At 46.0% G+C, this 25170-nt stretch carries 23 protein-coding genes and 1 other RNA gene; 16 read left to right on the top strand and 8 right to left on the bottom strand.

From position 1 onward, the window contains the following. Nucleotides 1-55 precede the first annotated feature (55 nt). Together P5V12_RS14845 and P5V12_RS14840 are read left to right on the top strand one after the other, a co-directional pair. On the top strand, nucleotides 56-388 hold the full coding sequence (locus P5V12_RS14845; protein ID WP_316953863.1) for a hypothetical protein: 333 nt from the start codon (nucleotides 56-58) through the stop codon (nucleotides 386-388). Between the two features lie 228 nt (nucleotides 389-616). Beyond that, nucleotides 617-949 (top strand): DUF5992 family protein, encoded by a 333-nt coding sequence (locus tag P5V12_RS14840; protein WP_316953862.1) that lies wholly within the window; start codon nucleotides 617-619, stop codon nucleotides 947-949. Nucleotides 950-1841: 892 nt separating this feature from the next. Here P5V12_RS14840 and ssrA read toward each other — a convergent pair. Further along, nucleotides 1842-2232: a transfer-messenger RNA gene (gene ssrA / locus P5V12_RS14835) on the bottom strand. Between the two features lie 298 nt (nucleotides 2233-2530). On the opposite strand from ssrA, the gene P5V12_RS14830 reads away from it, so the two are divergent. After that, nucleotides 2531-3742: a serine protease gene (locus tag P5V12_RS14830; RefSeq protein ID WP_316953861.1), complete on the top strand. Its 1212-nt coding sequence runs from the start codon at nucleotides 2531-2533 to the stop codon at nucleotides 3740-3742. After that, complete coding sequence (locus tag P5V12_RS14825) at nucleotides 3733-4686, top strand: FHA domain-containing protein (protein WP_316953860.1); 954 nt, start codon at nucleotides 3733-3735, stop codon at nucleotides 4684-4686. The genes P5V12_RS14830 and P5V12_RS14825 overlap by 10 nt, the downstream gene beginning before the upstream one ends. A gap of 53 nt (nucleotides 4687-4739) precedes the next feature. Here P5V12_RS14825 and smpB read toward each other — a convergent pair whose 3' ends face one another. After that, nucleotides 4740-5222: an SsrA-binding protein SmpB gene (smpB, locus tag P5V12_RS14820; protein WP_316953859.1), complete on the bottom strand. Its 483-nt coding sequence runs from the start codon at nucleotides 5220-5222 to the stop codon at nucleotides 4740-4742. A 199-nt stretch (nucleotides 5223-5421) separates the two neighbouring features. On the opposite strand from smpB, the gene P5V12_RS14815 reads away from it, so the two are divergent. Genes P5V12_RS14815 through P5V12_RS14805 form a run of 3 tightly spaced genes read left to right on the top strand, consistent with a single transcriptional unit; the run spans nucleotide 5422 to nucleotide 7597 of the window. Continuing rightward, entirely contained in the window at nucleotides 5422-6804 is a 1383-nt protein-coding gene (locus P5V12_RS14815; RefSeq protein ID WP_316953858.1) for a sodium-dependent transporter, read from the top strand. After that, the gene (locus P5V12_RS14810) at nucleotides 6801-7232 is read left to right on the top strand and encodes a type II toxin-antitoxin system RatA family toxin (RefSeq protein WP_316953857.1); all 432 of its coding nucleotides are present in this window, start codon (nucleotides 6801-6803) and stop codon (nucleotides 7230-7232) included. Before P5V12_RS14815 ends, P5V12_RS14810 begins: the two co-directional genes overlap by 4 nt. Nucleotides 7233-7270: 38 nt before the next feature. Then, nucleotides 7271-7597 carry an RnfH family protein gene (locus P5V12_RS14805; protein WP_316953856.1) on the top strand — a complete coding sequence of 109 codons (327 nt, stop codon included), beginning with the start codon at nucleotides 7271-7273 and terminating at the stop codon, nucleotides 7595-7597. Here the strand turns inward: P5V12_RS14805 and P5V12_RS14800 are convergent. Continuing rightward, on the bottom strand, nucleotides 7594-8049 hold the full coding sequence (locus P5V12_RS14800; RefSeq protein WP_316953855.1) for an outer membrane protein assembly factor BamE: 456 nt from the start codon (nucleotides 8047-8049) through the stop codon (nucleotides 7594-7596). The two genes, P5V12_RS14805 and P5V12_RS14800, sit on opposite strands and share 4 nt — an antisense overlap. A gap of 84 nt (nucleotides 8050-8133) precedes the next feature. Between P5V12_RS14800 and fur the strand changes: the two genes are divergently transcribed. Then, nucleotides 8134-8541 (top strand): ferric iron uptake transcriptional regulator, encoded by a 408-nt coding sequence (gene fur, locus P5V12_RS14795; protein WP_316953854.1) that lies wholly within the window; start codon nucleotides 8134-8136, stop codon nucleotides 8539-8541. Nucleotides 8542-8646: 105 nt separating this feature from the next. Here the strand turns inward: fur and recN are convergent, their stop codons facing one another. After that, entirely contained in the window at nucleotides 8647-10308 is a 1662-nt protein-coding gene (recN, locus tag P5V12_RS14790; protein ID WP_316953853.1) for a DNA repair protein RecN, read from the bottom strand. 153 nt (nucleotides 10309-10461) lie between these two features. Here recN and grpE point away from each other — a divergent pair, with 153 nt between their 5' ends. From grpE to greA, 8 genes are all read left to right on the top strand, one after another. Beyond that, the gene (gene grpE, locus P5V12_RS14785) at nucleotides 10462-11058 is read left to right on the top strand and encodes a nucleotide exchange factor GrpE (protein ID WP_316953852.1); all 597 of its coding nucleotides are present in this window, start codon (nucleotides 10462-10464) and stop codon (nucleotides 11056-11058) included. Nucleotides 11059-11207: 149 nt separating this feature from the next. Continuing rightward, the gene (dnaK, locus tag P5V12_RS14780) at nucleotides 11208-13133 is read left to right on the top strand and encodes a molecular chaperone DnaK (protein ID WP_316953851.1); all 1926 of its coding nucleotides are present in this window, start codon (nucleotides 11208-11210) and stop codon (nucleotides 13131-13133) included. A 116-nt stretch (nucleotides 13134-13249) separates the two neighbouring features. Next, nucleotides 13250-14380 carry a molecular chaperone DnaJ gene (gene dnaJ / locus P5V12_RS14775; RefSeq protein WP_316953850.1) on the top strand — a complete coding sequence of 377 codons (1131 nt, stop codon included), beginning with the start codon at nucleotides 13250-13252 and terminating at the stop codon, nucleotides 14378-14380. A 196-nt stretch (nucleotides 14381-14576) separates the two neighbouring features. Next, nucleotides 14577-14981 (top strand): hypothetical protein, encoded by a 405-nt coding sequence (locus P5V12_RS14770; RefSeq protein WP_316953849.1) that lies wholly within the window; start codon nucleotides 14577-14579, stop codon nucleotides 14979-14981. 1 nt (nucleotide 14982) lies between these two features. Continuing rightward, the gene (gene dapB / locus P5V12_RS14765) at nucleotides 14983-15789 is read left to right on the top strand and encodes a 4-hydroxy-tetrahydrodipicolinate reductase (RefSeq protein WP_316953848.1); all 807 of its coding nucleotides are present in this window, start codon (nucleotides 14983-14985) and stop codon (nucleotides 15787-15789) included. A 494-nt stretch (nucleotides 15790-16283) separates the two neighbouring features. Then, the gene (gene carA, locus P5V12_RS14760; protein WP_316953847.1) at nucleotides 16284-17444 is read left to right on the top strand and encodes a glutamine-hydrolyzing carbamoyl-phosphate synthase small subunit; all 1161 of its coding nucleotides are present in this window, start codon (nucleotides 16284-16286) and stop codon (nucleotides 17442-17444) included. 92 nt (nucleotides 17445-17536) lie between these two features. After that, the gene (carB, locus tag P5V12_RS14755; RefSeq protein ID WP_316953846.1) at nucleotides 17537-20770 is read left to right on the top strand and encodes a carbamoyl-phosphate synthase large subunit; all 3234 of its coding nucleotides are present in this window, start codon (nucleotides 17537-17539) and stop codon (nucleotides 20768-20770) included. 1 nt (nucleotide 20771) lies between these two features. Next, nucleotides 20772-21248: a transcription elongation factor GreA gene (gene greA / locus P5V12_RS14750; RefSeq protein WP_316953845.1), complete on the top strand. Its 477-nt coding sequence runs from the start codon at nucleotides 20772-20774 to the stop codon at nucleotides 21246-21248. Nucleotides 21249-21870: 622 nt separating this feature from the next. Here the strand turns inward: greA and P5V12_RS14745 are convergent. The 4 genes from P5V12_RS14745 to P5V12_RS14730 form a co-directional block, all read right to left on the bottom strand. After that, nucleotides 21871-22224: a hypothetical protein gene (locus tag P5V12_RS14745; protein WP_316953844.1), complete on the bottom strand. Its 354-nt coding sequence runs from the start codon at nucleotides 22222-22224 to the stop codon at nucleotides 21871-21873. Between the two features lie 69 nt (nucleotides 22225-22293). Then, a complete protein-coding gene (locus tag P5V12_RS14740) occupies nucleotides 22294-22992 on the bottom strand; it encodes a response regulator (protein WP_316953843.1) in 699 nt (232 codons plus the stop codon). A gap of 4 nt (nucleotides 22993-22996) precedes the next feature. After that, the gene (locus tag P5V12_RS14735; protein WP_316953842.1) at nucleotides 22997-24418 is read right to left on the bottom strand and encodes an ATP-binding protein; all 1422 of its coding nucleotides are present in this window, start codon (nucleotides 24416-24418) and stop codon (nucleotides 22997-22999) included. Nucleotides 24419-24707: 289 nt separating this feature from the next. Continuing rightward, a complete protein-coding gene (locus tag P5V12_RS14730) occupies nucleotides 24708-25133 on the bottom strand; it encodes a VOC family protein (RefSeq protein ID WP_316953841.1) in 426 nt (141 codons plus the stop codon). Between the last annotated feature and the right edge of the window lie 37 nt (nucleotides 25134-25170).

The raw sequence follows: 25170 nt of genomic DNA, 5'->3' as shown, positions 1-25170 counted from the left end.
ACGCTCCACTCCAAATTTGCCGCAAATAGCGGCGTTACACATCAATGGAGTATCTATGAAATTTCGTTTTATCGGGGCTTTAGCAATCTGGCTAATACCTGTTATTGGCTACACATCACCAACACTGAAAGGAACTATTAATGAACTTTGGGTTGCGGATAACAACCACCCGAATACTATTTTTATCAGGGTGGGCGATACCTTTACTTCCCCTTGTAGTACTTCTCCATCACGCTATTTAATTATGGACTTAGATGAGCCAGGTATGAAAGAAGCCTATTCTATGGCAATGGCGGCTTTCTTTTCTAATATGGAGGTAAGTATTGGTGGAAAGGGTAACTGTCGAGGTTCGCTTGAAAAACTACAGTACATTAATGTAATTAAATAAATGTGTATCGCTCGCTGCGCGACCTCGGCCATGTATCGGGTCGGTGCTCAATTTTTTGTCGCAGATAGTTGTTCAAATGAGTAAGAATTAATTTTAAACTAAGAAGTGGTTGGCAAGAATAGGCGAACACGTCTGCCTATCAATCTGCTCCAAAAGTTCACCCCTGCGGGGTGACATTGAGCGCCGACCCGTTAGAGTTAATACAGTATTTTTTTTAGGAGTTCTACTTTGAAAGGTTTATTATTGGGTATATTTATTTCATTATTTTCAGTTAATGTTTTTTCTAATGCATGGTCACCTCCGTTGATAGTAGAAAGTGTGTTTACCGAAGGTTCAACAGATATTGTTTCAATAGAAACTTCTGGTGGAGCGGTTTATTCTTCCGGTTGTACAGCTAATCAGTGGATATTTGTAGCTGATAGCGAAGATCGCAGAAATAGGGCTTTTAGCTTAGCTATGGCGGCACTTGCAAGTGGTAAGAAGGTGTCATTTTGGTATAGTTCCAGTACGTGTGCTGCATGGAATTATCACCAGGGAACATCAATAAAATTAATTAAGTAAACTCTAACAAGTTATTCTTGCGGACATTTTTTATGTATCTCCTTTTGCGCTAGAAGCACAAAAGCCGCTACTCCAAAAATCCCGCAAAGCGAGGCGTTATATTTAATTTTGCCCCTGTTTTCTGACGAAAAAATAATGTGGAAGATATTTGTTCCAATTCTCCTGGTTATACTTGGTTCTGTATATTCTGAAGTTGCGGAAAACTATCTGTAGGAACTCTATTGATGGCAATTCAGGCGATCAAGAAAGAGATTAAATATCCTGAAAAAGAATTGGAGTCTGACCCTGTTGATGGGGCTGATATTCAAGACCTAATATTCGGTTATGAGATGAGGAAGCCGAGACCGAGCTAAAACGGCTTTATATTGAAAAGTAAAAGTTTGTAGTCGGTTACCCCAGATATGAAGAGATATGAAATATAGGGTAGAAAATGGTTTTCCTTTCCGTCTTTGCTGGTTGGTCTCCAAGCCGTGCAGAAACAAATAGAGTATTTTGAAGGTTTATTGCAATCTGAAACGGTTCTGTATAAGACGAATGTTCAAGAACTTTTACTCTCAATGGGTCAGGTTGTAGGGAAATTTAAGAAGGTTTATATTTTTCGTCGGGAGAGAGGGAGTAATTTTCCTGAGTATGATTTGTTGGTAAGACCACCGTTTATCGGTGGGTAGCTGATAAAAAGATCCACTCCAAAAAAAGATGGATTAGTTGATCCCGTAGTGCTGCGGGAAGATTGGTTCTCGCACATCCATGTGCTCGACCGCGTTGCAGCGACCTAAAGGTCGACCAAAATTGATCCAATCAATTTTGTGAACCCCAACTCGCAAGTTCAAGGTTCCCGAATTTCAGCCAATAAAAAACCCCACTTCTTTCGAAACGGGGTTTTTTATTGGATTGGTGGAGGCGGGGGGATTTGAACCCCCGTCCGTCAGCACTACATCGTCGGCTCTACATGTTTAGGTCCCTATATTAGTTTAACGCCACACAACCCTGGGGCAGGACGTATGACGCGAGCTCACTAAAAGTTTAGCTCTCAGGCTGCAAGCACACCTTTGAGCGATCCAGTTCTGAATGACAGTCATCAACGCGGTACTGGCACCTTGTTGAAGACCGCTAGTGGCCGTAGCCTCTAGATGGTGTTTTGCCTTACTGCTTACGCAGCTAGACGAGCACCGTAGTTGTCATCGTTTGCAACTATTAGTTTACAGCTTTTGATTAAGGTGATTCGCTGTCATCACCACATGCACCTCGGACCTCGTTACCGGCGTCGAATCCTAATCGCCCCCGGGCCCGCATCTATACTTGTATAAAAGGCGGGCTGAAACCTGCGTGATCGCAGGGCATCGACGTAGTATACGGGATTGCATTGGTTTTGAGTAGTAACCGTTACATGTTGTGGGGTATTCAGAAGTGTTTGTGTGGCGTGTCCTTCCCACGGCTCTTGGCATGGTGACAAAAGTCTGTGAATGGGTTGGCGATTGGGGTGTGATCCATTATTCTCGTCACTTTTAACCATTGAGGGTTCGGTTCTTGTTAATCAGGCTTGGAGTAGTTCTGCTGTTCTGTATTTGGGCGAAGGTCTCTGTGGCGTTGACTGCCGAGGAGATTTTTCAATTAAACCAAAATCGGCTGTTGCAAATAAAACTGGTTGAAATTGAATCAGATAGTAAATCGTCTTTGGGATCAGGTTTTGTGGTCGCTCAGGAAACCATGGTGGCGACCAATTATCATGTGGTGTCGCAGGCGGTTTCCGCACCGGATAAATACCGTATTGAATATTTGCGTGAGGATGGCTCAACAGGCGAGCTTCAGCTTTGGTATATCGATATTGTGAATGACTTGGCGTTGTTGACCAGCGAGACGCCGATCGCTGAACCGCTCAAAATTGAAGCAAACGCACCGCGAAAAGGGGCAAAGATTTTTGCTTTGGGTAACCCCATGGATTTGGGAATGACGGTGGTGCCCGGTACTTATAATGGGTTAACCGAGCACTCGTTTTACAAACGAATTCATTTCTCCGGTTCGGTTAATTCCGGTATGAGTGGTGGGCCTGTGTTGAACGAGGCCGGTAACGTGGTCGGTGTTAACGTGGCCACGGCTGGAAATCAGATGAGTTTTTTGATTCCCGCAAATAAATTAAACCCGATGATTCATACGAGCTTGATGGTTGAGAAAGAATCCTTATTGGATTATGCGGCCAAGCAGTTGGAAACAAGTCAGTCTGATTTGATGAAGGTTTTATTGGGGAATAAATGGAAGTTGGAGAAGTTGGGCGAGGTGATGGTGCCGGGTGAAGTCGGTGATGTGGTGTCTTGCTGGGGGCGTTCAACTCGCGGTGATAATAAGAAGGAAGACGCGGCAATAGTCGAAATTTCCAAAGGTTGCTCTCTACAGGACAGTATTTATATTAGTAGCCATATGACCACTGGCAGCATTGAGTACGAGTTTTATTGGTACGAAGCTGAAAACCTGGCAGATAAACGTTTTACCAAGTTTATTGAAAAAAATATGGGCGGCTACCCCGGAAATAGGGTAGGGAAAGAGGACGCGACGGAGTTTAAATGCGAGGAAGCGTTTACCACATTGCCGGGTGTTGAGGATCCATCAGCCCTAGTCAAAACGGTGTACTGTGCTCGCCGTTATAAAGAGTTTTCCGAGTTGTACGATGTGTTTTATTTGCGCTTTGCCAAACGTGGAGGTAAGGCGTTGATCAGTCACTTTACTTTGGCTGGAGTGACGCAAGCGTCGGCTAACCAGTTTACGGAACGATTTCTGGAGAGCGTAACATGGCAATAGTTATTGAGTTGTTGAGCTTCAATCGCCGTGTGCGTCATCGCCATTATTTTCAGCATGGGGAAATTGGAATTGGTCGAGGCTACGATAATGAAGTGGTGCTAGACGATATCCATGCGGATGCCTATCACGCAACATTACGTGTTACGACAGATAAGCAAATGCTGCTGGTGGATAACCATTCGGTAAATGGTATTCGGGATAAAAAGCATCGCTTACTTGGTTCCCATATTGCGCTTAAATCTGGTGACGAGTTTTTTTTAGGCAAGACTCGAATTCGTGTAGTCGACACTGAATGCGCAATGCCGGATGCGGTGACGCTCAACGCGGATAGCTGGGTAAGAAAGGTTGCTAACAGTACGCTGGTTGGTTTTGTGCTGTTGTGTTTGCTGCTGTTAGTGGATGGCTATGATTCTTATATCGCTACTACTGAAGAATTGAAATATAAGGATGTATTTAAAGCTCTGGTGATGTACGCCGGAGTGGTGGTTGGTTTGGCAACTTTTTTAAGTTTTGTCGGCAAAGTTATTCGGCGCGAGTGGCGTTTTGGTTTTCATCTGTTTTTAATTTGTTTTCTAATGAGTCTGGCCAGTATTCAGCAGTGGATAATTCACCTGTTGGCATTTAATTTCTCTATCGCTTCTTATGCTTGGTTGGTGGATGCCTTCTTTATCGGTTTGTGGGTGTACCTCTTTATGATGGGGATCAGTCAAAGTGTTTTTCTGATCAAACCTTTGCATATGCGGGCCATGACGATAGCAATAGCCGGGATTCTTGTCTTGTTGTCGGTGTCGGATAAGTTGTTTGTTAACCCGGATAAATTTGTTTCCATACCGGTATACACCAAGCTGTTCCGGCCTGAGCCCTACCGTTTACGCGAGCCGATGTCTGAAGCGGATTTTATGCAGAAAGCACAAGCGGTTTTCGATATTGACGTGGATAAATAGAGCGTAGTCGTTTTTTAATTTTTGGATTGTGCGCTAGGTTTGCATGGTTAAACCTAGCGGTTGTGGGCCTTCATTACCGCCTGTTTTTGCCTGCCCCAATCGCGTTCTTTCTCGGTTGAGCGCTTATCATGAAGCTTTTTACCTGTGGCAATGGATATTTCGCATTTCACCAAGTGTTTTTTCCAGTAGAGCGCAGTGGCGACAATGGTTTTACCTTTTTGCTCTTTGGCTTCTTGCAGTCGGCTGATTTCCTTGCGGTTTAGCAGGAGTTTGCGTGTTCGCTGTGGGTCGGTCACAAAATGGGTCGACGCTGTGGCCAGCGGTTGAATCTGGGCGCCAAACAGCCAGGCTTCTCCATCTTTCAGTAAAACGTAGCTATCGGTGAGTTGGCCTTTGCCTGCACGTAGACTTTTGACTTCCCATCCGTTCAGAGCCAAACCTGCCTCCATTTTTTCTTCCAGGAAGAAATCGTGGCGAGCCCGTTTATTCTGTGCAATGGTGTTACTTGTTGGTTTCTTTTTCGATGCTTTGCTCATAGCGCTGCATTATAGGAGCATGTTGGGTTAAAGCCTAGAGTACCTCCAGATAATTTGGGATTATTCATACACTTCCCTGAGTAATGCTATGCACTTATGTTTCCGCTACAATCCTTTTTATCGTTTAAGGCTAGGTGCTTTTGCAGCGATCGGACAATAACAAAATATAAAACCGGTATGCCGGGTTCGCGAGGGCAAGATGTTACAGAGAAAAATGCATGGGGTGTGGAAAAGTCGCTGGACGTTTGTATTGGCGGCAACAGGTTCAGCGGTAGGCTTGGGAAATATCTGGAAATTCCCATATATCACCGGGGAAAACGGTGGTGGTGCATTCGTTCTTGTATATCTTGCTTGCATCGCTGTTATTGGCCTTCCCATCATGATTGCTGAAGTGCTGATTGGCCGTCGAGGTCGGCAGAGCCCCATTAACTCGATGCGGTACGTAACAGAGGAAGCCGGTGCTCAACCTACATGGGTTGGCTTGGGCTGGATGGGTGTCGTTACTGGTTTGCTGATTTTATCTTTTTATAGTGTGGTTGCGGGTTGGGCGCTGCAATATTCCGTGTCTGCGGTGAGTAATGGGTTTGCGGGGATATCTGGGAGCCAGGCGAGTGCCCGTTTTGGTGAGTTATTGGGTAATCCTTCCAGGCTGATTTTATGGCACTCGGTGTTTATCCTGATGACAACTGCTGTAGTCGCTACGGGCGTAACCAGAGGGCTGGGCATGGTGGCGAGAGTGCTCATGCCGCTGTTGGTGGTGATGCTGATACTGTTGGTTGGGTACGGTTTGTTTCAAGGCAACTTCGCTGAAGCCTTTTCCTTTATGTTTAGTTTTAAGTATGACCATCTTTCCTGGCACGGCGTGTTAACCGCAATGGGTCATGCTTTCTTTACGTTGAGTTTGGGCATGGGGGCCATTATGGCCTATGGAGCATACATGCCAGATCATGCCAATGTTGGTCAGACGGTTATTACCGTTGGTATTCTGGATACGGTGATTGCTCTGGTTGCCGGGTTGGCGATTTTCCCAATTGTATTTGCTAACGGACTGGAGGCCAGCTCTGGTCCAGGGTTGATTTTTGAAAGTTTGCCGATTGCTTTCGGTGCCATGTCTGGCGGGCACATATTCGGTACGGTATTTTTTGTTCTGGTGGTGATTGCGGCTTGGAGTTCTGCCGTGTCGTTAATTGAACCGGGTGTCGCATGGTTAGTTGAAACTGGTAAATTTAACCGCCTGACTGCCAATGTGATTTTAGGGGGGGTGTCCTGGTTGATAGGGGTAGCTGCCGCACTCTCTTTTAATCTTTTGAGCGAGTTCAAGTGGCTCTTGGGGATGACGCCTTTTGATTTTCTGGATTTCATGACTTCTCGTGTACTCTTGCCCTTGGGCGGAATGCTGATATCTCTTTTTGTTGCCTGGTATATCAAGAAAGAAGTGATTGAAGAGGAGATGGATGCCGAGGGGCATCCCATGCTTGAGATTTGGTTGTTTTTGATTAAATGGATATCTCCAGCGTTGGTTGCCATTGTATTTGTTTGGGCGCTTTGGGGTAGTATTGCAAAACTTTTGGGGGTTGAGTGAGTCGGGTAGAACGGTCTGCTTTAGTGCAGTATTCTAATCAGCAGATGTATGATCTGGTGGCGGATTTTTATGCTTACCCCAAGTTCTTACCTGGTTGTGTGGGGTCTGAGTTGCTGGCTGAAGGTGAGGGTTGGTTGGAAGCCCGTTTGGATATCGCCAAAGCAGGGTTTACTCAGTCCTTTGTTACTCACAATGAACTAGACCCGCCTAATGGGATGACCCTGGAGTTAGTCAAGGGGCCGTTTAAATCACTGAAAGGTGCCTGGCAATTTACCGCGCTGACTGAATCGGCCTGTAAGATTAATTTTTGGCTGGAATTTGAATTTGCCAATAAAATGATTAGCTTGGCTGCGGGAAAGGTTTTTGAAAAGATCGCATCTGAGCAGGTCGATGCGATGTGTAAGCGTGCGAAAGTGCTTTATGGTTAAAAGTGTGAATACACTTTTGTTGTTAATCGAGAATACGAATGTCTGATATTGAACCGATTTTAGTAGAAGTTGCCTACGCGCTTCCTGAAAAACAGAAAATTATTGAGCTTTTGGTTGAGCCTGGCACAACAGCGCTTATGGCTGTGCGGCAGTCAAAAATTACCGATTTTTTCCCCGAGCTGGATATTGAAAATGCCAAGATGGGCATTTTTGGTCAGGCATTGGGAACTAAGGGGTTGAAGCCTGCAAAGGATCATATATTGCAAGCTGGAGATCGAGTGGAAATCTATCGTCCTTTAACTTCAGACCCGAAAGAAGTGAGACGTAAGCGAGCCGAGAAGGCGAAAGAAGAGAAAGCCAGCTAATTTGTCTGGCTTTCTTCGTTTTCTGTGTCTTTTTCGTTTGTTTCAGTTGTTTCGCTAGAGTCAGTTGATTCTTCGCTTGAATCCGCTTCCTCTTTTGATGGTTTGGCCTTGCTCTTTTTCTCTGGTTCGTAAGTGCCTTCCCAGCGGGTAAGCAGGTCATTTTCAAAATACACCGTGAAGTGCTGTTCTTTCAGGATTTTATCCCCACGCTTCACGCTATAGTAGTAATCCCAGCGGTCAGGGTTGAAGGTATCTTCAACAAGTGGTGACCCCATTACGTAGCGAACCTGTCTTTTGGTCATGCCGACTTTCAACTGATCGACCATTTCGTGCTCGATATAGTTGCCTTGAGTGACCGTTACTTTGTATGCCCATGGGAATTTTAGGGTCGAACAGGCTGCAAAACAGGCTGCAAGTGTGAGAACGAGTGTAATTTTGAAAGTTTTTTGCATTCCAGGGGTTTCCCAATCGAAATAGGCCGGGGATAATACCTGATCTTCTAGCAATGTGAGAAGCCCCGGGGGGATAAAACAAAAATGGCAGTAGAAAACCAAGAACTTCGTAAAGCCGGGCTCAAAGTAACTCTACCGAGGGTTAAGATACTTCAAATCCTAGAAAATTCCACAGATCGTCATTTGAGTGCTGAAGACGTCTATAAAGCCTTGTTGGATGCGGGTGATGACGTTGGTTTGGCCACGGTATACCGCGTGTTGACTCAGTTTGAGACAGCCGGTTTGGTAGAGCGTCATAATTTTGATGGTGGTCACTCAGTATTTGAGTTGGATCGAGGCGATCATCACGATCATATGGTTTGTGTTGAAACTGGAAAGGTTATCGAGTTCCACAGTGAGGAAATCGAAAAGCTGCAGGAACAGATTGCGGCCGACAAAGGTTACGATATTACCGGACATAGTCTGGTTCTGTACGTAAAGCCTAAACCTTGATAAGTAACCCAACATAAAAAAGCCCGCGTTTCAAACATGGGCTTTTACTTTGAGTGTTAAGCGGTTTCATTTTTCTTTACCAGCTTATCGGGTCGATAACAGGCTCTAACCTGACTTAATCATTTGTTTCGCATGAGCAAGGGATTGTTTTGAGCTGATATCGCCGCCCATCATTCGGGCAATTTCCTGAATTTTTTCTTCTCCCTCCAGGTACGTTACCTCTGAGGAGATCGACTGTTTGTCGACTTCTTTGCTGACTTTTATGTGTTGATGACCTTTGCTGGCGACCTGGGCCAAGTGGGTAACACATATAACCTGGGCGTTTTGCCCAAGTTCCCGCAGCATTCTGCCTACTACGTCTCCGGTTGGGCCACCAATTCCCACGTCGACTTCGTCAAATACTAGAGTGGGCGTAGCGGAGGTTTGAGCTGTTACCACCTGTATTGCCAAACTGATTCGGGAAAGTTCGCCGCCTGACGCAATTTTTATCAGAGGCTTGGGGGGCTGTCCCGGGTGGGTGGAGATTAAAAACTCAATTACTTCGTTGCCGTCTTTGGTCGGTTCGGCGCCGGAATCTTTTAGGTCTATCGCAAAGGTAGCGTTGGCCATAGCTAATTTGGCCAGTTGCTCGTTCACCGACTTGGTTAAGGCTTTTGCCGCGGCTTTACGTTCTTTGGTTAGTATTTGTGCATGGGATTTGTATTCGCTTAAGCTGCGCTTGACGGCCTCTTCCAGGGTTTGGATATGTTCGTCGCCACTTTGCATGCCCTGCAGCTCTTCGGCCAGAGATTGGTGTAGAGCAACCAATTCTGATGGGTGAATCTTATGTTTGCGCGAAATCTCATAAACTTGACTGAGCCGCTGTTCGACTTCGGGGAGTCGGTTCTGGTCGAGTTCCTGGTTTTCGAGTTGTCGTTCAAGTTCTGACTGCGCTTCTTGCACTTGAATAACGGCATTTTCTAGCAAGCTGTGTGCGGAGCTGAGAAAGTCAGTTTTATCTGGTAGTTCGCCAAGCAGGTGCAATGCTCGGTGGAGATTGTCCACAATACCAATATCATCTGTGCTGCAAATATCTAATACATGGCTGCAGTTTTGCTGAGTAGTTTCAAGGTTGGCGAGAATCCTTTGCTCTTTTTCCAGTGCTTCCAGTTCCTCTTCTTGCAGGTTGAGTTGGTCCAGTTCTTCAACTTGATAGCTCAACAGCTGAAAGCGGGCGTTTATTTCGTCGCTTTGGGTTTGAGCTTGTTCCAGATTCTGTGCAGCGGTATGCCAGTTGTGATAAGCCTGCCTGACTGTGCTGGCAAGGCTTTTCAGGTTGGCCGAATCGTCCAACAAGCGCTTGTGGGTTGAGGGCTTTAACAAAGATTGATGTTCGTGTTGGCTGTGAATATCGGCCAGCATGTCGCCAAGTATTCGCAACTGCTGGAGGGGGACATTACTGCCGTTAATGTAGGCCCGAGAACGACCTTCAGCTGTGATAATCCGGCGCAGGATGCAGTCGTCGTCTATGCGTAAATCTTGATCGGTCAGCCATTGCTGGGCCGCCGGTAGCTCCGCAATATCAAATGTTGCGTGTATTTCTGTTTTTTCACTGCCCAGGCGAACCTTGTCCGCATCGGTTTTGTCACCCAGTGCGAGTCCAAGTGCATCCAGCATAATGGATTTTCCTGCACCTGTTTCGCCAGTAATGGTGGTCAGCCCGGAGCTGAGTTCCAAGTCCAGGTGGTCTACCAGAGTGAAATCGTTAATTTGCAGGTGTGTGAGCATGGGTTTATCCCCACATGGCTGTTGTTGATATGGTTATTTATACAGTACTTTTTGTTGTTTAGCCAGTATTGCGAGGAATTCATTTTTTGCCCTTGAATGTAGAGGGGTTAACCCCATATTCCTACCAGCAAATTCATTCCTTTGGAGAACAGCGTGTCAGAGCAAGATCAACAAGACATTAATGAAAGTTTGGAAGAGGATCAGGTCACTCTTGATTCCACTGAGCAAGGTGCGGATTCAGAAGGTGAAGACCTGACTGTCGAAGCATTACAAGGTCAGATTCAAGCATTGAAAGATGAATTGGCTCTGGCAAAAGAACAGGCACTTCGTGCTGCAGCTGAAGCGCAGAATGCGCGTCGACGAGCTGAGCAGGATGTTGAAAAGGCCCATAAGTTTGGCCTGGAGAAATTTGTCAGCGACATGTTGGGGGTGGTGGATAACCTGGAAAGGGCAATCGATGCCTCCGCCGCTGAAAATGCCGAGCTTGCTGCGGTAACAGAAGGTGTTGAGTTAACGCTCAAATCTTTGGTCGACAGCTTGAAAAAACACAAGGTTGAAACGGTTAACCCTGAAGGCGAACCCTTCAACCCAGAGTTTCATCAGGCGATGACAATGTTGGAAAACGGCGATGTGGAACCGAATACGGTAATCAACGTTTTCCAGAAGGGTTACACCTTGCATGGCCGTTTGGTCAGACCTGCAATGGTGGTTGTGTCCAAGGCTCCCGCAGACAATAACAGTGACGCCTAAGCCTTGAAATTCGCTGGACTGAACCAATATTGGCAGTAAGTCTGGATAAATGGCAAAACCTGATCGGTTAGCCGCAATAACAAATTTGAGTTAACCAGCAAGAAGGCTTGTTAACTGCATGAATAGATAGATGAATTCGGAGACTCGTAATGGGTAAGATTATTGGAATTGACTTGGGTACAACCAACTCGTGTGTGTCTGTACTTGAAGGCGACAAATCAAAAGTGATCGAGAACGCTGAAGGCGATCGTACTACGCCTTCGATAGTTGCCTTTACTGATGACAATGAAATTCTTGTTGGTCAAAGCGCTAAGCGTCAGGCTGTTACCAATCCGCACAATACCTTGTTTGCGGTGAAGCGTTTGATTGGTCGTAAGTTCCAAGATGATGTTGTGCAAAAAGACATCTCCATGGTGCCCTATAAAATTGTTGCCGCTGATAACGGCGATGCTTGGGTTGAAGCAAAAGGCGATAAGAAAGCGCCACCGCAAATCTCAGCCGAAGTCTTGAAAAAAATGAAAAAGACCGCGGAAGATTACTTGGGTGAGCCAGTAACTGAAGCGGTTATTACCGTACCTGCATACTTCAATGACTCTCAGCGCCAGGCAACAAAAGACGCCGGTAAAATTGCGGGTCTGGAAGTTAAGCGTATTATCAATGAGCCTACTGCAGCGGCATTGGCTTACGGTATGGACAAAGCCAAAGGCGATCGCACTATTGCGGTATACGACCTGGGTGGTGGTACGTTCGATATTTCCATTATTGAGATCGCTGATGTCGACGGGGAACATCAATTTGAAGTGCTTTCAACCAACGGTGACACTTTCCTTGGTGGTGAAGACTTTGACTTGCGTTTGATCGAGTACTTGGCGGCTGAGTTCAAAAAGTCCAACGGTATTGATTTGCACAACGATCCACTCGCACTTCAACGCTTAAAAGAAGCGGCGGAAAAAGCCAAGATTGAGCTTTCTTCAAGCCAGCAAACAGAAGTTAACTTGCCGTATATCACGGCGGATGCCACTGGACCTAAGCACTTGGTGGTTAAACTAACTCGTGCGAAGCTTGAGTCTTTAGTTGAAGAGCTTGTTCAGCGTTCACTTGAGCCTTTGAAAATGGCAATTAAAGACGCTGATATCTCCGTTAGCGACATTGATGATGTCATTCTGGTAGGTGGTCAAACACGTATGCCTTTGGTTCAGCAAAAAGTTGCTGAGTTCTTTGGTAAAGAGCCTCGTAAAGACGTTAACCCTGATGAAGCAGTGGCTATGGGTGCAGCGATTCAAGGTGCAGTATTGTCCGGTGAAGTGAAAGATGTGCTTCTTCTAGACGTTACTCCGCTAACCCTAGGTATTGAAACCATGGGTGGTGTTGCTACACCGCTAATTGACAAGAACACAACGATTCCAACTAAGAAGTCACAAGTGTTCTCAACTGCAGAAGACAGCCAAACAGCAGTAACCATTCACGTTGTTCAAGGTGAGCGTAAGCAAGCGGCACAGAACAAATCTCTAGGTCGATTCGACTTGGCAGATATTCCACCTGCACCACGTGGTGTACCTCAAATTGAGGTGACTTTCGACATCGATGCCAACGGTATCTTGAATGTGTCTGCAAAAGACAAAGCGACCGGTAAAGAGCAGTCGATTGTGATTAAAGCGTCTTCCGGTTTGTCGGATGATGAAATCGATAAGATGGTACAAGATGCCGAAGCCAATGCTGAAGCAGACCGTAAGTTTGAAGAGTTGGTTTCGGCCCGCAATACCCTTGAAGGTTTGATCCACGCAACTAAGAAAACCTTGGAAGACGCGGGTGATAAAGCCACAGCGGAAGAGAAAACGGCAATTGAATCTGCGGTTAAAGAAGCAGAAGAAGCTGTGAAAGGCGACGATAAGGATGCAATCGAGGCTGCTACTAAGAAGCTGACCGATGCTTCCGGTTCTCTTGCTCAGAAGTTATATGCTGAACAAGCTGCCCAGGCGGGTGGTGCGGAACAGCAAGCTGGTGGCCAGGAACAGCCTGCGGAAGACGGCGTTGTGGACGCAGAGTTTGAAGAAGTTAAGGACGAAAACAAGTAAGTTTTTGTCTGTAGAGGTAGCGGATGTTTATTCCTACTTTCTAACTTGAAGTTATACAGCGCGGGCATGTCCCGCGTTTGTTGTGTGTGAAGACTTTAATTTGACTGATTATTTTTATGGCAAAGCGTGATTATTACGAAGTACTCGGAGTTCAGAAGGGAACCTCTGCTCAGGACCTGAAAAAAGCCTATCGTCGAGTGGCGATGAAGTTCCATCCTGACCGTAATCCAGACAACAAAGAAGCCGAAGAAAAGTTTAAGGAAGCCAGTGAGGCTTACGAAGTTTTGTCTGATGATCAGAAGCGTGCAGCCTATGACCAATATGGCCATGCCGGTGTGGAAGGCATGGGTGGTATGGGCGGTGGGGCTGGCGCCCACGGCTTTGGCAGTTTCTCCGATATTTTCGGCGATGTCTTTGGCGATATTTTTGGTGGCGGTGGCCCAGGCGGTCGTCGTTCAACCCGTGGCGCAGATTTACGCTACAACCTTGAGTTGTCGCTGGAAGATGCCGTTAAAGGAACGTCCGTAAAAATTAAAGTGCCCACTTATGTGAGTTGTAAGACTTGTAGTGGTAGTGGTGCCAAGCCCGGTACCAGTCCAACCACCTGCGCTACTTGTGGTGGTCATGGTCAGGTACGAATGCAACAAGGTTTCTTCTCTGTCCAGCAAACTTGTCCGAACTGTCGAGGTGCAGGAACGATTATTTCTGATCCATGCCGAGATTGTCATGGTCAGGGGCGTGTGGAGGAAACTAAAACGCTTTCGGTTAAAGTTCCGCCAGGTGTGGATACCGGGGATCGCATTCGTTTGGCCGGTGAAGGTGAAGCGGGTATTGATGGTGGCCCATCTGGTGATCTCTATGTTCAGGTTTCTGTTAAAGAGCATGATTTCTTCACCCGAGATGGTAAGAACCTTTATTGCGAAGTGCCGATTAGTATTTTTGAAGCGTGTTTGGGGGGCGACATAGATGTGCCGACCCTGGATGGGCGTGTGAAGTTGAAAGTGCCTGCTGAAACCCAGACTGGAAAACTTTTCCGTCTGCGTGGCAAAGGTGTTGTGCCTGTTCGTGGTGGTGCGGCAGGTGATCTGTTGTGTCGAGTGGTGGTGGAAACCCCAGTGAATTTATCCAAACGACAGAAAGAGCTGTTGGAAGAGTTAAAAAACAGCCTTCAGGGCAGTAAGCATTCCCCTAAACAGCACAGTTGGTTCGATGGAATGAAGAACCTGTTTGGCGATATGAAGCTTTAACCTGAACAACTAAGTGGCCGGCTACCAGCTTGGCCAACATATTTTCATTGAATGCAGTTTTCTATTCATTTTTCTCAAATCATGCAGCGATATTTTGAATTCAGGCATGGTTTGGGGTCGGGGTTGAAGGTTAGGCTGAACTAATAAGCTTCATCGGTTTCATAAACGAAGCGCATAGGATTACGGAGAAAACCTTATGAAAGCCTTTCGTTGGATTGCTATTTCAGTTCTACTGTTGTTGATTGTCTCTTGTACCGGACAGCGGGTATACACCGCTGACGAATGTAAAACAAAGCAAAGAAAGGCGGATGCCGAGGAGCTGGGCGAAGGTCTTGCCTGGTTGGCTAATGCGTTTCACTCCTTTGGCGGCTCATCTGTAAGTGGTTCTGTTAACGATACCGAGAAGAAAAAAGGCGTGGCCATTCTGGCTGCGTATGGGCTGGGGAAATCAGTGTATTGGCTGGAATCTGAATACGGCTGTGCCAACAGCAAATCAGCTCGTAAGTCGGTGAAACAATTTGAAGAAGAAATGAACCGCTCCGGCGCAAAGAAAATTGAAATACCAGAAGAAGATTTAAATCAGTATATAAAAGCGACTTAGTATGACTACACGTATTGCAGTGACCGGTGCTATCGGTCGTATGGGGAAAACCCTCGTTGAGGCAGTAACCAATTCCAGTGACGCTGAACTAACGGCAGCGATTGTTCTTCCTGATTCTTCATTGATTGGCGCGGATATTGGCGAAGTCGCTGGTTTGGGGAAAAACGGTGTATCGATCGTCGGTGATATCAACCAGGTATTGGACGATTTTGACGTATTGATTGATTTCACTGCTCCCGACGCAACAGTCGCCAATGCGATTGCTTGCGCTTCCAAGGGTAAGGGCATGGTAATCGGTACAACGGGTTTCAGTGATCAGCAAAAAGTGCAGTTTGAAGACGCGATAAAATCCATTCCTGTATGTATCGCTTCCAATTTCAGTACAGGGGTAAACCTGTGCTTTAAGCTTCTCGATATCGCTGCTCGCGTTATGGGCGAAGACTCGGACATCGAAATATATGAAGCCCACCATCGCCATAAAGTGGATGCTCCTTCTGGCACCGCCTTGCGGATGGGTGAAGTGGTTGCTGACGCGGTAGGGCGAAATTTGAAAGAGGTCGCGGTCTACGGTCGGGAAGGACAAACAGGCGCGAGAGACAAAAACACCATAGGCTTTGCTACCGTGCGTGGTGGTGATGTGGTGGGCGATCATACCGTTTCCTTTCTTGCCGATGGCGAACGCGTGGAAATAACGCACAAAGCTTCCAGTAGAATGTCGTTTGCGCGTGGTGCGGTGCGGGCTGCTGTTTGGATCGCAAGCCAGCAGGCCGGTAAGTACGATATGCAGGACGTGCTTGATCTAAGGTAAGGATTTTTGGGTTTCCGTTGTCGCGTAATAAATCTGAAGTAATTCTGCGTGGACAAACACTAGGGGTTTCCAGTAAAATCCCCGCTCAGTTTAGGCGTACACCGCCAGGCTCTACTAAACTTGGTTTAGTTTGAGTTTCAGGATTCGAAAAAGCGAGATGAGGGCCTACTTCATCTCGCTTTTTTTAGAACCAAATCTAACCACAATTTGATGAATTCGCGAGGCGTCAAGCTGCCTGCTGCATGGAAAGATAGCGTGTTTGCACACGTCACCAGCACGCACACTTGTACTCGGTTACAACCTGAAGGTTGCGAAGTCATAAAGTTGTTTTTAGAGCTGGTTCATAAACTACCGAAATAAAAACCTTGAGCAATGTTGGCTAATACCGGCGACCGCGCAACCGCGTGGCTCTTTCGTTCGGCCTGCAGATCGGCAACTGCCGGAACTCAAGATGGGCAATAGTGCCCAATCCAGATATCGCGGAGGACACGTAATTGGCTGACGAACAGGCTGCTATTTTTGACCAAAGTAACCGACGCAAAGCAATACTGGTGCTAGAGGATGGAAATGTTTTCCATGGTCAAGCCATTGGTATTGACGGCCATTCAGTCGGCGAGGTTGTTTTTAATACTTCCATCACTGGCTATCAAGAAATTCTTACTGACCCTTCCTACGCAAAACAAATCGTTACCCTCACTTATCCCCATATTGGCAATGTTGGTGTCAACGTTGAGGATGAAGAGTGTGGTCAGATTTGGGCTTCGGGTCTTATTATTCGTGACCTTCCTGCTATTTCGAGCAATTTCCGCTCGGAAAAGAGTTTGGACGAATACCTTCAGGAAAAGAACATACTAGGCATTGCTGACATTGATACTCGTCGTTTGACTCGAATCCTGCGGGATAAAGGTGCCCAAAACGGCTGTATCATGGCGGGCGACATCGATGAGCAGCAAGCTCTGGAGTTGGCGAAAGGTTTTGCCGGCTTGCAAGGCATGGACCTGGCAAAAGAAGTGACTACCAGTGAAGCTTTTTCATGGCAGTCTGGCTCATGGCAATTAGGAGAAGGCTTCAAGCCTTTGGCTGAAGCCAAATATAAAGTGGTCGCCTATGACTTCGGTGCTAAGCGCAACATTTTGCGTATGTTGGTGGATCGAGGTTGTGATCTAACGGTTGTGCCAGCTAAAACGCCTGTCGAAGACGTATTGGCTATGAATCCTGATGGTGTTTTCCTGTCCAACGGACCAGGGGACCCCGAGCCATGTGATTACGCGATCTCGGCGGTTAAAACGCTATTGGAAAAAGACATTCCGATTTTTGGTATTTGTTTAGGCCACCAGATTCTTGCCCTGGCAAGTGGAGCCAAAACAGTCAAAATGAAATTTGGTCATCACGGCGGCAACCACCCAGTGCAGAAACTGGAAACGGGGCAGGTGATGATTACCAGTCAGAACCACGGTTTTGCGGTGGACGAAAGCAGCTTGCCTGCCAATGTGAAGGCAACCCATAAGTCTTTGTTCGACCAGTCTTTGCAAGGTATTCACTTAACGGATAAGCCGGCATTCAGTTTTCAGGGGCACCCTGAAGCCAGTCCTGGCCCACATGACGCCGCAGACTTATTTGATCACTTTATCGAACTGATGGACGCGCAGAAATAAGTTTCTGCGAGTGTTCAAGTAAAAGCAAAGATTAAAAATTTAAATTTTCACGCATTTAGCGGAAACACATTTAAAAGGTTGTTAAATACACCATGCCAAAAAGAACTGACATCGAAAGTATCCTGATTATTGGTGCAGGTCCCATTGTTATTGGTCAAGCTTGCGAATTTGACTACTCCGGTGCGCAAGCCTGTAAGGCGCTGAGAGAAGAGGGATACCGGGTTATTCTGGTTAATTCAAACCCTGCAACCATCATGACCGACCCGGCCATGGCGGATGCAACGTATATTGAACCAATCACCTGGCAGACGGTGGCAAAAATTATTGCCAAAGAAAAGCCAGACGCGGTCTTGCCGACTATGGGTGGGCAAACTGCATTGAACTGTGCGTTGGACTTACATAAGCATGGTGTATTGCAAGAGCATGGTGTGGAGCTGATTGGTGCAACGCAAGATGCCATCGATAAAGCTGAAGACCGACACCGCTTTGACCAGGCAATGAAAAAAATTGGCCTGGAGTGTCCACGAGCTAAAATCGTTCACACCCTGGAAGAAGCCAACGAAGTACCAAAAGAGTTTGGTTTCCCGGTCATTATTCGCCCTTCATTTACCATGGGTGGTTCCGGTGGCGGTATTGCCTATAACTGGGAAGAATTTGAAGAAATTTGTAACCGCGGATTGGATCTTTCACCGACTAACGAGCTGTTAATTGATGAGTCGCTGTTGGGTTGGAAAGAGTATGAAATGGAAGTTGTCCGTGACAAAAACGACAACTGTATCATTATCTGTTCCATTGAAAACTTTGACCCTATGGGGGTGCATACTGGCGACTCGATCACCGTTGCGCCGGCGCAAACTCTAACCGATAAAGAATACCAAATCATGCGCGATGCCTCTGTGGCGGTGCTGCGTGAAATCGGTGTGGAAACCGGTGGGTCGAACGTTCAGTTTGCGGTAAACCCGGATAACGGTCGCTTGGTTGTTATCGAAATGAACCCGCGTGTATCCCGTTCTTCTGCTCTTGCTTCTAAGGCTACGGGTTTCCCAATTGCAAAAGTTGCAGCCAAATTGGCGGTAGGGTATACCCTGGATGAATTGCAGAATGAAATTACTGGTGGTGCAACCCCAGCTTCATTCGAACCGTCTATTGATTATGTTGTAACAAAAATTCCTCGCTTCACTTTTGAAAAATTCGGTGATGCGGATGCGCGCTTAACCACACAAATGAAATCCGTTGGTGAAGTAATGGCGATTGGCCGTACTTTCCAAGAATCATTGCAAAAAGCGTTGCGTGGTTTAGAAGTTGGCTCTGCTGGCTTTGAATCGAAAGTCGACTTATCTACTGAAGATACACGCGAAGAAGCCAAAGCGAAAATTCGCCGAGATTTATCCACTCCAGGTGCCGAGCGTATTTGGTATGTGGGGGATGCGTTCCGTTTGGGAATGGATTTGGAAGAGGTATTCGAGCGTTCCAAGATTGACCGTTGGTTCCTGATTCAAATTCTAGAAATTATTGAAACCGAAGCGCGTCTTGCCTCTGTTCCTTTATCTGCGATTGACAAAGATTCCATGTTCCGCCTTAAGCGCATGGGCTTTTCCGATAAGCGTCTAGCTGACTTGTTAGCAGTGAAAGAAAAATTGGTGAGAGATCACCGTATTGCTCTCGGCGTGCGTCCTGTATACAAGCGTGTTGATACCTGTGCGGCAGAATTTGCTACCGCTACGGCTTACATGTATTCAACCTATGAAGAAGAGTGTGAGTCCGAACCAAGTGATCGTGAAAAAATCATGGTGATTGGTGGTGGGCCAAACCGTATTGGTCAAGGTATTGAGTTTGACTACTGTTGTGTTCATGCTGCCTTGGCTGCACGTGAAGATGGTTACGAAACCATTATGGTTAACTGTAACCCGGAGACCGTTTCTACCGACTATGACACTTCTGATCGACTTTACTTCGAACCAGTTACTTTGGAAGATGTGTTAGAAATTGTTCACAAAGAAAAACCAAAAGGGGTCATTGTGCAGTTTGGTGGTCAAACACCACTTAAGCTTGCCCGTGCTTTGGAAGCGGAAAATGTACCGATTATTGGTACCAGCCCGGAAGCGATTGACCGCGCAGAAGATCGTGAGCAGTTCCAGCAAATGATTCACCGTCTTGGGTTGACTCAGCCGGCAAACGCCATTGTTCGTTCTACCGAAGAAGCGTTAAAAGTTGCGGCGGACGTAGGTTATCCATTGGTTGTTCGTCCATCCTATGTACTAGGTGGTCGTGCAATGGAAATCGTATACAACGAAAATGAACTGCGCACTTATATGCGCGATGCTGTGCAGGCCTCTGAAGATGCGCCTGTGTTATTGGATCACTTCCTGAATAATGCCATTGAAGTGGACATCGACGCAGTGTCTGATGGTAAAGACGTTGTCATTGGCGCGATCATGCAGCATATCGAGCAGTGTGGTGTTCACTCCGGTGACTCCGCATGTTCACTTCCACCGTATTCTTTACCTGAAGATGTACAAAACGAAATGCGTGAGCAAGTCAGAAAAATGGCTCACGAACTCGGTGTGGTTGGTCTGATGAATGTCCAGTTGGCATATCAGGATGAAACCATTTATGTCATCGAAGTGAACCCTCGCGGTTCCCGTACCGTGCCATTTGTGTCCAAGTGCATTGGTACTTCTTTAGCGAAAATTGCAGCCTTGTGTCAGGCAGGTAAGACTCTGGAAGAGCAGGGCTTTACCCAGGAAGTTATTCCAACTTACTTCAGTGTGAAAGAAGCCGTATTCCCATTCAATAAATTCCCTGCTGTGGACCCCATTCTTGGGCCGGAAATGAAATCAACCGGGGAAGTTATGGGCGTGGGCGATTGTTTCGCTGAGGCGTATTTGAAAGCTCAGGTTGCCAGTGGTTCTGCTGTTCCAACTTCGGGTACGGCGTTTATCAGTGTACGGGATGAAGATAAGCAAAAAGCCATTTTGATTGGTAAAGAGTTGTCCGACATGGGCTTCAAATTAGTTGCCACTCGCGGTACAGCGTTACCTTTGTTGGATGCAGGCATTGAAGTCGGCATCGTCAACAAAGTAGCCGAAGGTCGACCTCATATTGTGGATATGATTAAGAACCGAGAGATTCAAATCGTCATTAACACTACGGAAGGTAGAAAAGCGATTCGCGATTCCGCTTCTATTCGTCGAAGCGCTGAAAATAATCATGTTTACTACACAACGACTCTCGAAGGTGCGAAAGCGTTATGTATGGCATTAAGGTTCGGCGAAGAGAAAGAAGTTCGACGCTTACAAGATTTGCACACAAGGGTGGCAGGATAACATGCAAAAATTTCCAATGACTGTCGAAGGTGAAAAAGCGCTTCGTCAAGAACTTGAGCAGTTGAAGAAAGTGGATCGTCCTCGAATTACCGCTGCAATCGCAGAGGCGCGGGAGCATGGTGACTTAAAAGAGAATGCGGAATATCACGCTGCTCGTGAACAGCAAGGTTTTTGTGAAGGTCGTATCCAGGATATCGAAGCCAAGTTGTCCAATGCCCAGGTGATTGATGTGTGTTCGATACCGGAAGGTGAAAAGGTTATTTTTGGTGTAACGGTGAAAATCATTAACACCGAAACTGACGAAGAAATTACCTATAAAATTGTCGGTGAAGATGAAGCGAACATTAAGCAAAATAAAATATCGGTGACTTCACCTATTGCCCGCAGTTTGATCGGCAAAGAGGTTGGAGAAACTGCTGTTGTTCGCGCACCTGGCGGTGATATTGAGTATGAAATTGATGAGGTAAGACACATTTAGTGCTTTATCCTATTTATATAATGATATGAGAAGCCCGCTTATGCGGGTTTTTTTTGATTTTTGAATTATCTCTTATATCCGTGAAGATAGTTAATCAGTGCTGTGTTCAAATTGAATAATAAGGAAGGCTTGAGCTTTAATTTTTAAACACGCAGCAAATACATTGATCTGAGTTCATTGTCGGTATCCTCGATAGTTGTTCCTGAATTATTCTAATAAAGTGCATCCTCGCACCAATGTCTCCATAAGTCATAAAAGTTTTCGATATTGACTTAAAGGAGTTACATAACTAAGAGTGAAATTTTCAGTACAAAACTTAAGGTAAATCAGATGCGACGAGCCTTCAGGGCCGGGTTTATGGCGTGTCGAGGTAATGCTTTCTGGCTTGCGTAAGCCCAGGTTACTTTAATAACGGGTTGTTTAATCGCGGCTATACTTGAAGGAAATACTGGGAATTAGAAATAAAAAATGCAGGCATTAAAGCCTGCAAATACCTTTTCACTCACCGGGAGAGTAAAAGCGGAGTATGAATAATAAGAAAGCTTTGATTCCGTTGCTTTGCGTTCGAGATCCAGTATCTCTCGACAATGGGTAAGAAATGTGGAGGAAGTTTGAAAACACTTTACCAAAGTGTAAAACTGTCGGGATATCGAACCCGATCATCCCCGCTTGCGATATCGTTGCACTCGCCCCTTAGAAAAGGCTGCTTTCCATATTTGTATGCATCTCCGGCAATCTCGATTACCCAAAAACCATTACTGCAGAAATGCTCTTCCTCAACAAACTTTGCTGCTGTTGCCAGTAGTACTTTTTCAATTTTACTGATGCGAGATTCTTCGCGTGCGTGTCTAGAGCTTTGCCGGCTTTGATGGATATTTGAAGCAGATATGGTGCGTGAGGGAAGAGAAACAATAAAATGCTTTAGCCCTCCATCAGATATTCGGGTCTTTATGGTGGCGTCTTCAATGGGCTTCATCGAAGAACACGAAACAAGAAAACCTATTGAGAACCAGATAGCAACAAGCTTATAAAAAATCATTGTGCTTTATACTGGTGGTTCAAACTTGTAGCCTGCACCATATACAGAGCGGATTAAGTCAACTTCCGGTAGCGCCGATTGCAGTTTTTTCCTTAATTTCTTGATATGGCTGTCAACGGTTCTGTCGCTAACAATGCGGTAGTCTGTATAGATGTTATCAAGGATGTACTGTCTGGAATAGATTTTCCCTGGGTCAGAGTGGAGTAATTCAAATAAGCGAAATTCAATAGTGGTGAGTTCGATATGGTTGCCGTCGATGGAAACTTGCTGGCGATCCTGATCGAGAACAATGCCCTTGCTGGTTGTTGGAGCCCCGGTAGTAGACTCTGTTCGCCTTAAAACCGCTTTAACTCTCGCGATCACTTCTCTTGGGCTGTAGGGCTTGCAAATGTAGTCATCTGCACCCAGTTCCAAACCAAGCAATCGATCAATTTCTTCGACTTTGGCAGTGACCATGATAATTGGTGTGTCGGACTTTTCTCTGTATGAACGGCATAGATCCAAGCCATTTTTCCCAGGTAGCATTAAATCAAGCAGTATTAAGCTTGGTGTGTGCTCCGTTAACCACTGTTCTGCCTCCAAACCGTTATTGATAATAAACGCAGAAAAGTTTGATGCTTCCAAATACTCCTTAAGTAATTCGGCAAGCTCCGGTTCGTCTTCAACAATCAGTATGCTGTGCTGGTTTTCGATTTCGTGACTCATCAGGCTATTTTATTTTGCTGGCAGGTAAACTTACGCAGACTCTCAAACCGCCCAGGTAAGAAGACTCTGCGTGGATTTCGCCCTGGTGGGCATCGACAATATTACTACAAATACTCAGCCCAAGTCCCGCACCACCAGTTTCCCTGTTACGTGAGCCTTCTACACGGTAGAGACGATTGAATATCTCGCCCAGTTGTTCTTTGGGGACGCTGGGGGAGCTGTCTTCGACATATATAATTATCGTGCCGTTGGTACGTGAGGCAGTTAATGAAATTGTGCCGGGAGAGTCCGTATAGCGAGTGCTGTTTTCCAGCAAGTTATAGAAAAGTTGAAATATTCTTTCTCTGTCGCCAAAAATTTTATCCTTCGGGTGAAGGTTGTTTCTTACTGCAAAACTATGGCCCGCAACGGCAATTCGCTCGCTAAAATCATCGGCAATTTGGTTAATTATCTCTTGAGCAAATAACGGCTCTTTGTCATAGCTCAGAGCCCCAAGATCGGAGAGAGACAGCTCATAGAGGTCGTTGATCAGGAAGTTAAGAGAATCAATTTTCTCTTTCAGAATGCCCAGGTTTTTGTCCGAGGTTTCGCGAATACCATCCTGCATGGCTTCGATTTGTGCTTTAACAACCGCAAGAGGCGTGCGCATTTCATGGGAAATGTCAGCTACCCATTGTTTTCTCGCGGCTTCATTCGCGGATAGCGTATGTGCGAGTTCGTTAAAGTTGGTGCACAGCTCTCCGAGTTCGTCGTGGCTTTTGTTTTTAATGCGTATTGTAAAGTCACCTGAAGCGAGTTTTTTGGCGCTTTGCGACAGAATGCTTAATGGTTTGGTCAGCCAGCGAGAAACAACCAGTGCAACAATAAATGAGAAGAAGATGAGTCCGATACTGATGACGACAAATGCCCTTAGTTGTTGCTGAACAAACAGCCGATCCACTGAGCGCAAGAAATCAGTCGGTTTAACATAGCCAATGTAACCAATAATTGTTCCTTCCAGATTAAGTGGTAACCAGGAATAGTCCTGTTCTCTCACCGGGCGACCGACAATCAGATTCTTATGTGCGTCAGTCAGGATAAGCTGATCAATAAATGCTTTTTGATGGGCTTTAATTTCAGGTGGGGTGGGGTTGGCGTTGCCATTTTCTGAAAGTCGTTGCTGCGCAACATACTTGCGAAAGGTGTTGTACTTTAATTTTCTCCACAAGGGAATATTGTTTTCCAGTGGCTGAAATGAACCTTGTTTACCGTATATTTCTAAAATAGTGGTTTCCAGAGTTACCAGCTGCTCAATGGCCTGTTCTGTTACGTAATCGAGGAATCCCTTTTTAACACTGGCGTGGGTGAGCAGTAGCATGGAAAGCATGCTGAGCAACAAAGTGGTTAGAAACGTTAGCCAGAGTTTGAATTTAATCGACTTAAGCATGCTGTACTAGCAAATGGGTTCTTTTTAATTGTCGGATAGTATGTCTATGTGTTTCCCCCCAATCAATGAGAACGATCAGCTTTCTTTTTATTTGCTTAATTGTCGTGTGGGTAACTTTGTTTCGGTTTTTTCGGTGTGTATTGGCTAATTCTTCCTGGATAACTGAGTGCAGCGGGCAAAAATTATGCCTTCAAAAGTGAGAGTAATGGGAACGCTGGTTCTTAGGGGAGCATGTTTGAATATATGGAAAAGAGGGCTCAGAGAGCCCCCAGTTTATGCATTAAGTGGATTAGCCGTTCATGCCAAGTTTTTCTGCAAGTTCCATATCCCAGAACGTGGCTTCTATTTTGTGACCATCTAAGTCGCGGACAAAGCAGCCATAATAGGGTTCGCCATAATGTGGACGTGGGCCAGGGGCACCGTCATCTGTCGCGCCGGCTTCCAAAGCGGCTTCATAAAAGCTGTGAACCTGCTCTTTACTTGTGGCCATAAAACTAAAGTGGACGCCATTGCCTACCGTGGCCGCTTTGCCATCAAAAGGTGGTTGAACCCAAAATTCCGGGTAATTCTTACCATAAGCGGTGCCCTCTGGGATCGACATGATCTTTTGTGCGCCAATTGTGGCAAGGACTTTATCGTAGAATGCGATGGCCTTTTGGTAGTCATTGGTACCAATGGACATGTGGGACATGATGGATTGGGGTTCAGTACTCATTTTCGCCTCCTGGTTTAGTGTATGCAGGCATAATGAC

This window comes from Teredinibacter sp. KSP-S5-2, assembly GCF_032773895.1.
GTDB lineage: Bacteria > Pseudomonadota > Gammaproteobacteria > Pseudomonadales > Cellvibrionaceae.
Note: the sequence above shows the minus strand (reverse complement) of the source record. Positions and strands in the feature narration are given on the sequence as shown.

Excerpts from the sequence above, each read along its gene's own strand:
- P5V12_RS14845 (WP_316953863.1), top strand. The coding sequence starts at position 56 with ATGAAATTTCGTTTTATCGGGGCTTTAGCAATCTGGCTAATACCTGTT.
- P5V12_RS14825 (WP_316953860.1), top strand. The coding sequence starts at position 3,733 with ATGGCAATAGTTATTGAGTTGTTGAGCTTCAATCGCCGTGTGCGTCAT.
- smpB (WP_316953859.1), bottom strand. The coding sequence starts at position 5,222 with ATGAGCAAAGCATCGAAAAAGAAACCAACAAGTAACACCATTGCACAG.
- P5V12_RS14815 (WP_316953858.1), top strand. The coding sequence starts at position 5,422 with ATGTTACAGAGAAAAATGCATGGGGTGTGGAAAAGTCGCTGGACGTTT.
- P5V12_RS14805 (WP_316953856.1), top strand. The coding sequence starts at position 7,271 with ATGTCTGATATTGAACCGATTTTAGTAGAAGTTGCCTACGCGCTTCCT.
- P5V12_RS14800 (WP_316953855.1), bottom strand. The coding sequence starts at position 8,049 with ATGCAAAAAACTTTCAAAATTACACTCGTTCTCACACTTGCAGCCTGT.
- fur (WP_316953854.1), top strand. The coding sequence starts at position 8,134 with ATGGCAGTAGAAAACCAAGAACTTCGTAAAGCCGGGCTCAAAGTAACT.
- recN (WP_316953853.1), bottom strand. The coding sequence starts at position 10,308 with ATGCTCACACACCTGCAAATTAACGATTTCACTCTGGTAGACCACCTG.
- dnaK (WP_316953851.1), top strand. The coding sequence starts at position 11,208 with ATGGGTAAGATTATTGGAATTGACTTGGGTACAACCAACTCGTGTGTG.
- dnaJ (WP_316953850.1), top strand. The coding sequence starts at position 13,250 with ATGGCAAAGCGTGATTATTACGAAGTACTCGGAGTTCAGAAGGGAACC.
- P5V12_RS14770 (WP_316953849.1), top strand. The coding sequence starts at position 14,577 with ATGAAAGCCTTTCGTTGGATTGCTATTTCAGTTCTACTGTTGTTGATT.
- dapB (WP_316953848.1), top strand. The coding sequence starts at position 14,983 with ATGACTACACGTATTGCAGTGACCGGTGCTATCGGTCGTATGGGGAAA.
- carB (WP_316953846.1), top strand. The coding sequence starts at position 17,537 with ATGCCAAAAAGAACTGACATCGAAAGTATCCTGATTATTGGTGCAGGT.
- greA (WP_316953845.1), top strand. The coding sequence starts at position 20,772 with ATGCAAAAATTTCCAATGACTGTCGAAGGTGAAAAAGCGCTTCGTCAA.
- P5V12_RS14745 (WP_316953844.1), bottom strand. The coding sequence starts at position 22,224 with ATGAAGCCCATTGAAGACGCCACCATAAAGACCCGAATATCTGATGGA.
- P5V12_RS14740 (WP_316953843.1), bottom strand. The coding sequence starts at position 22,992 with ATGAGTCACGAAATCGAAAACCAGCACAGCATACTGATTGTTGAAGAC.
- P5V12_RS14735 (WP_316953842.1), bottom strand. The coding sequence starts at position 24,418 with ATGCTTAAGTCGATTAAATTCAAACTCTGGCTAACGTTTCTAACCACT.
- P5V12_RS14730 (WP_316953841.1), bottom strand. The coding sequence starts at position 25,133 with ATGAGTACTGAACCCCAATCCATCATGTCCCACATGTCCATTGGTACC.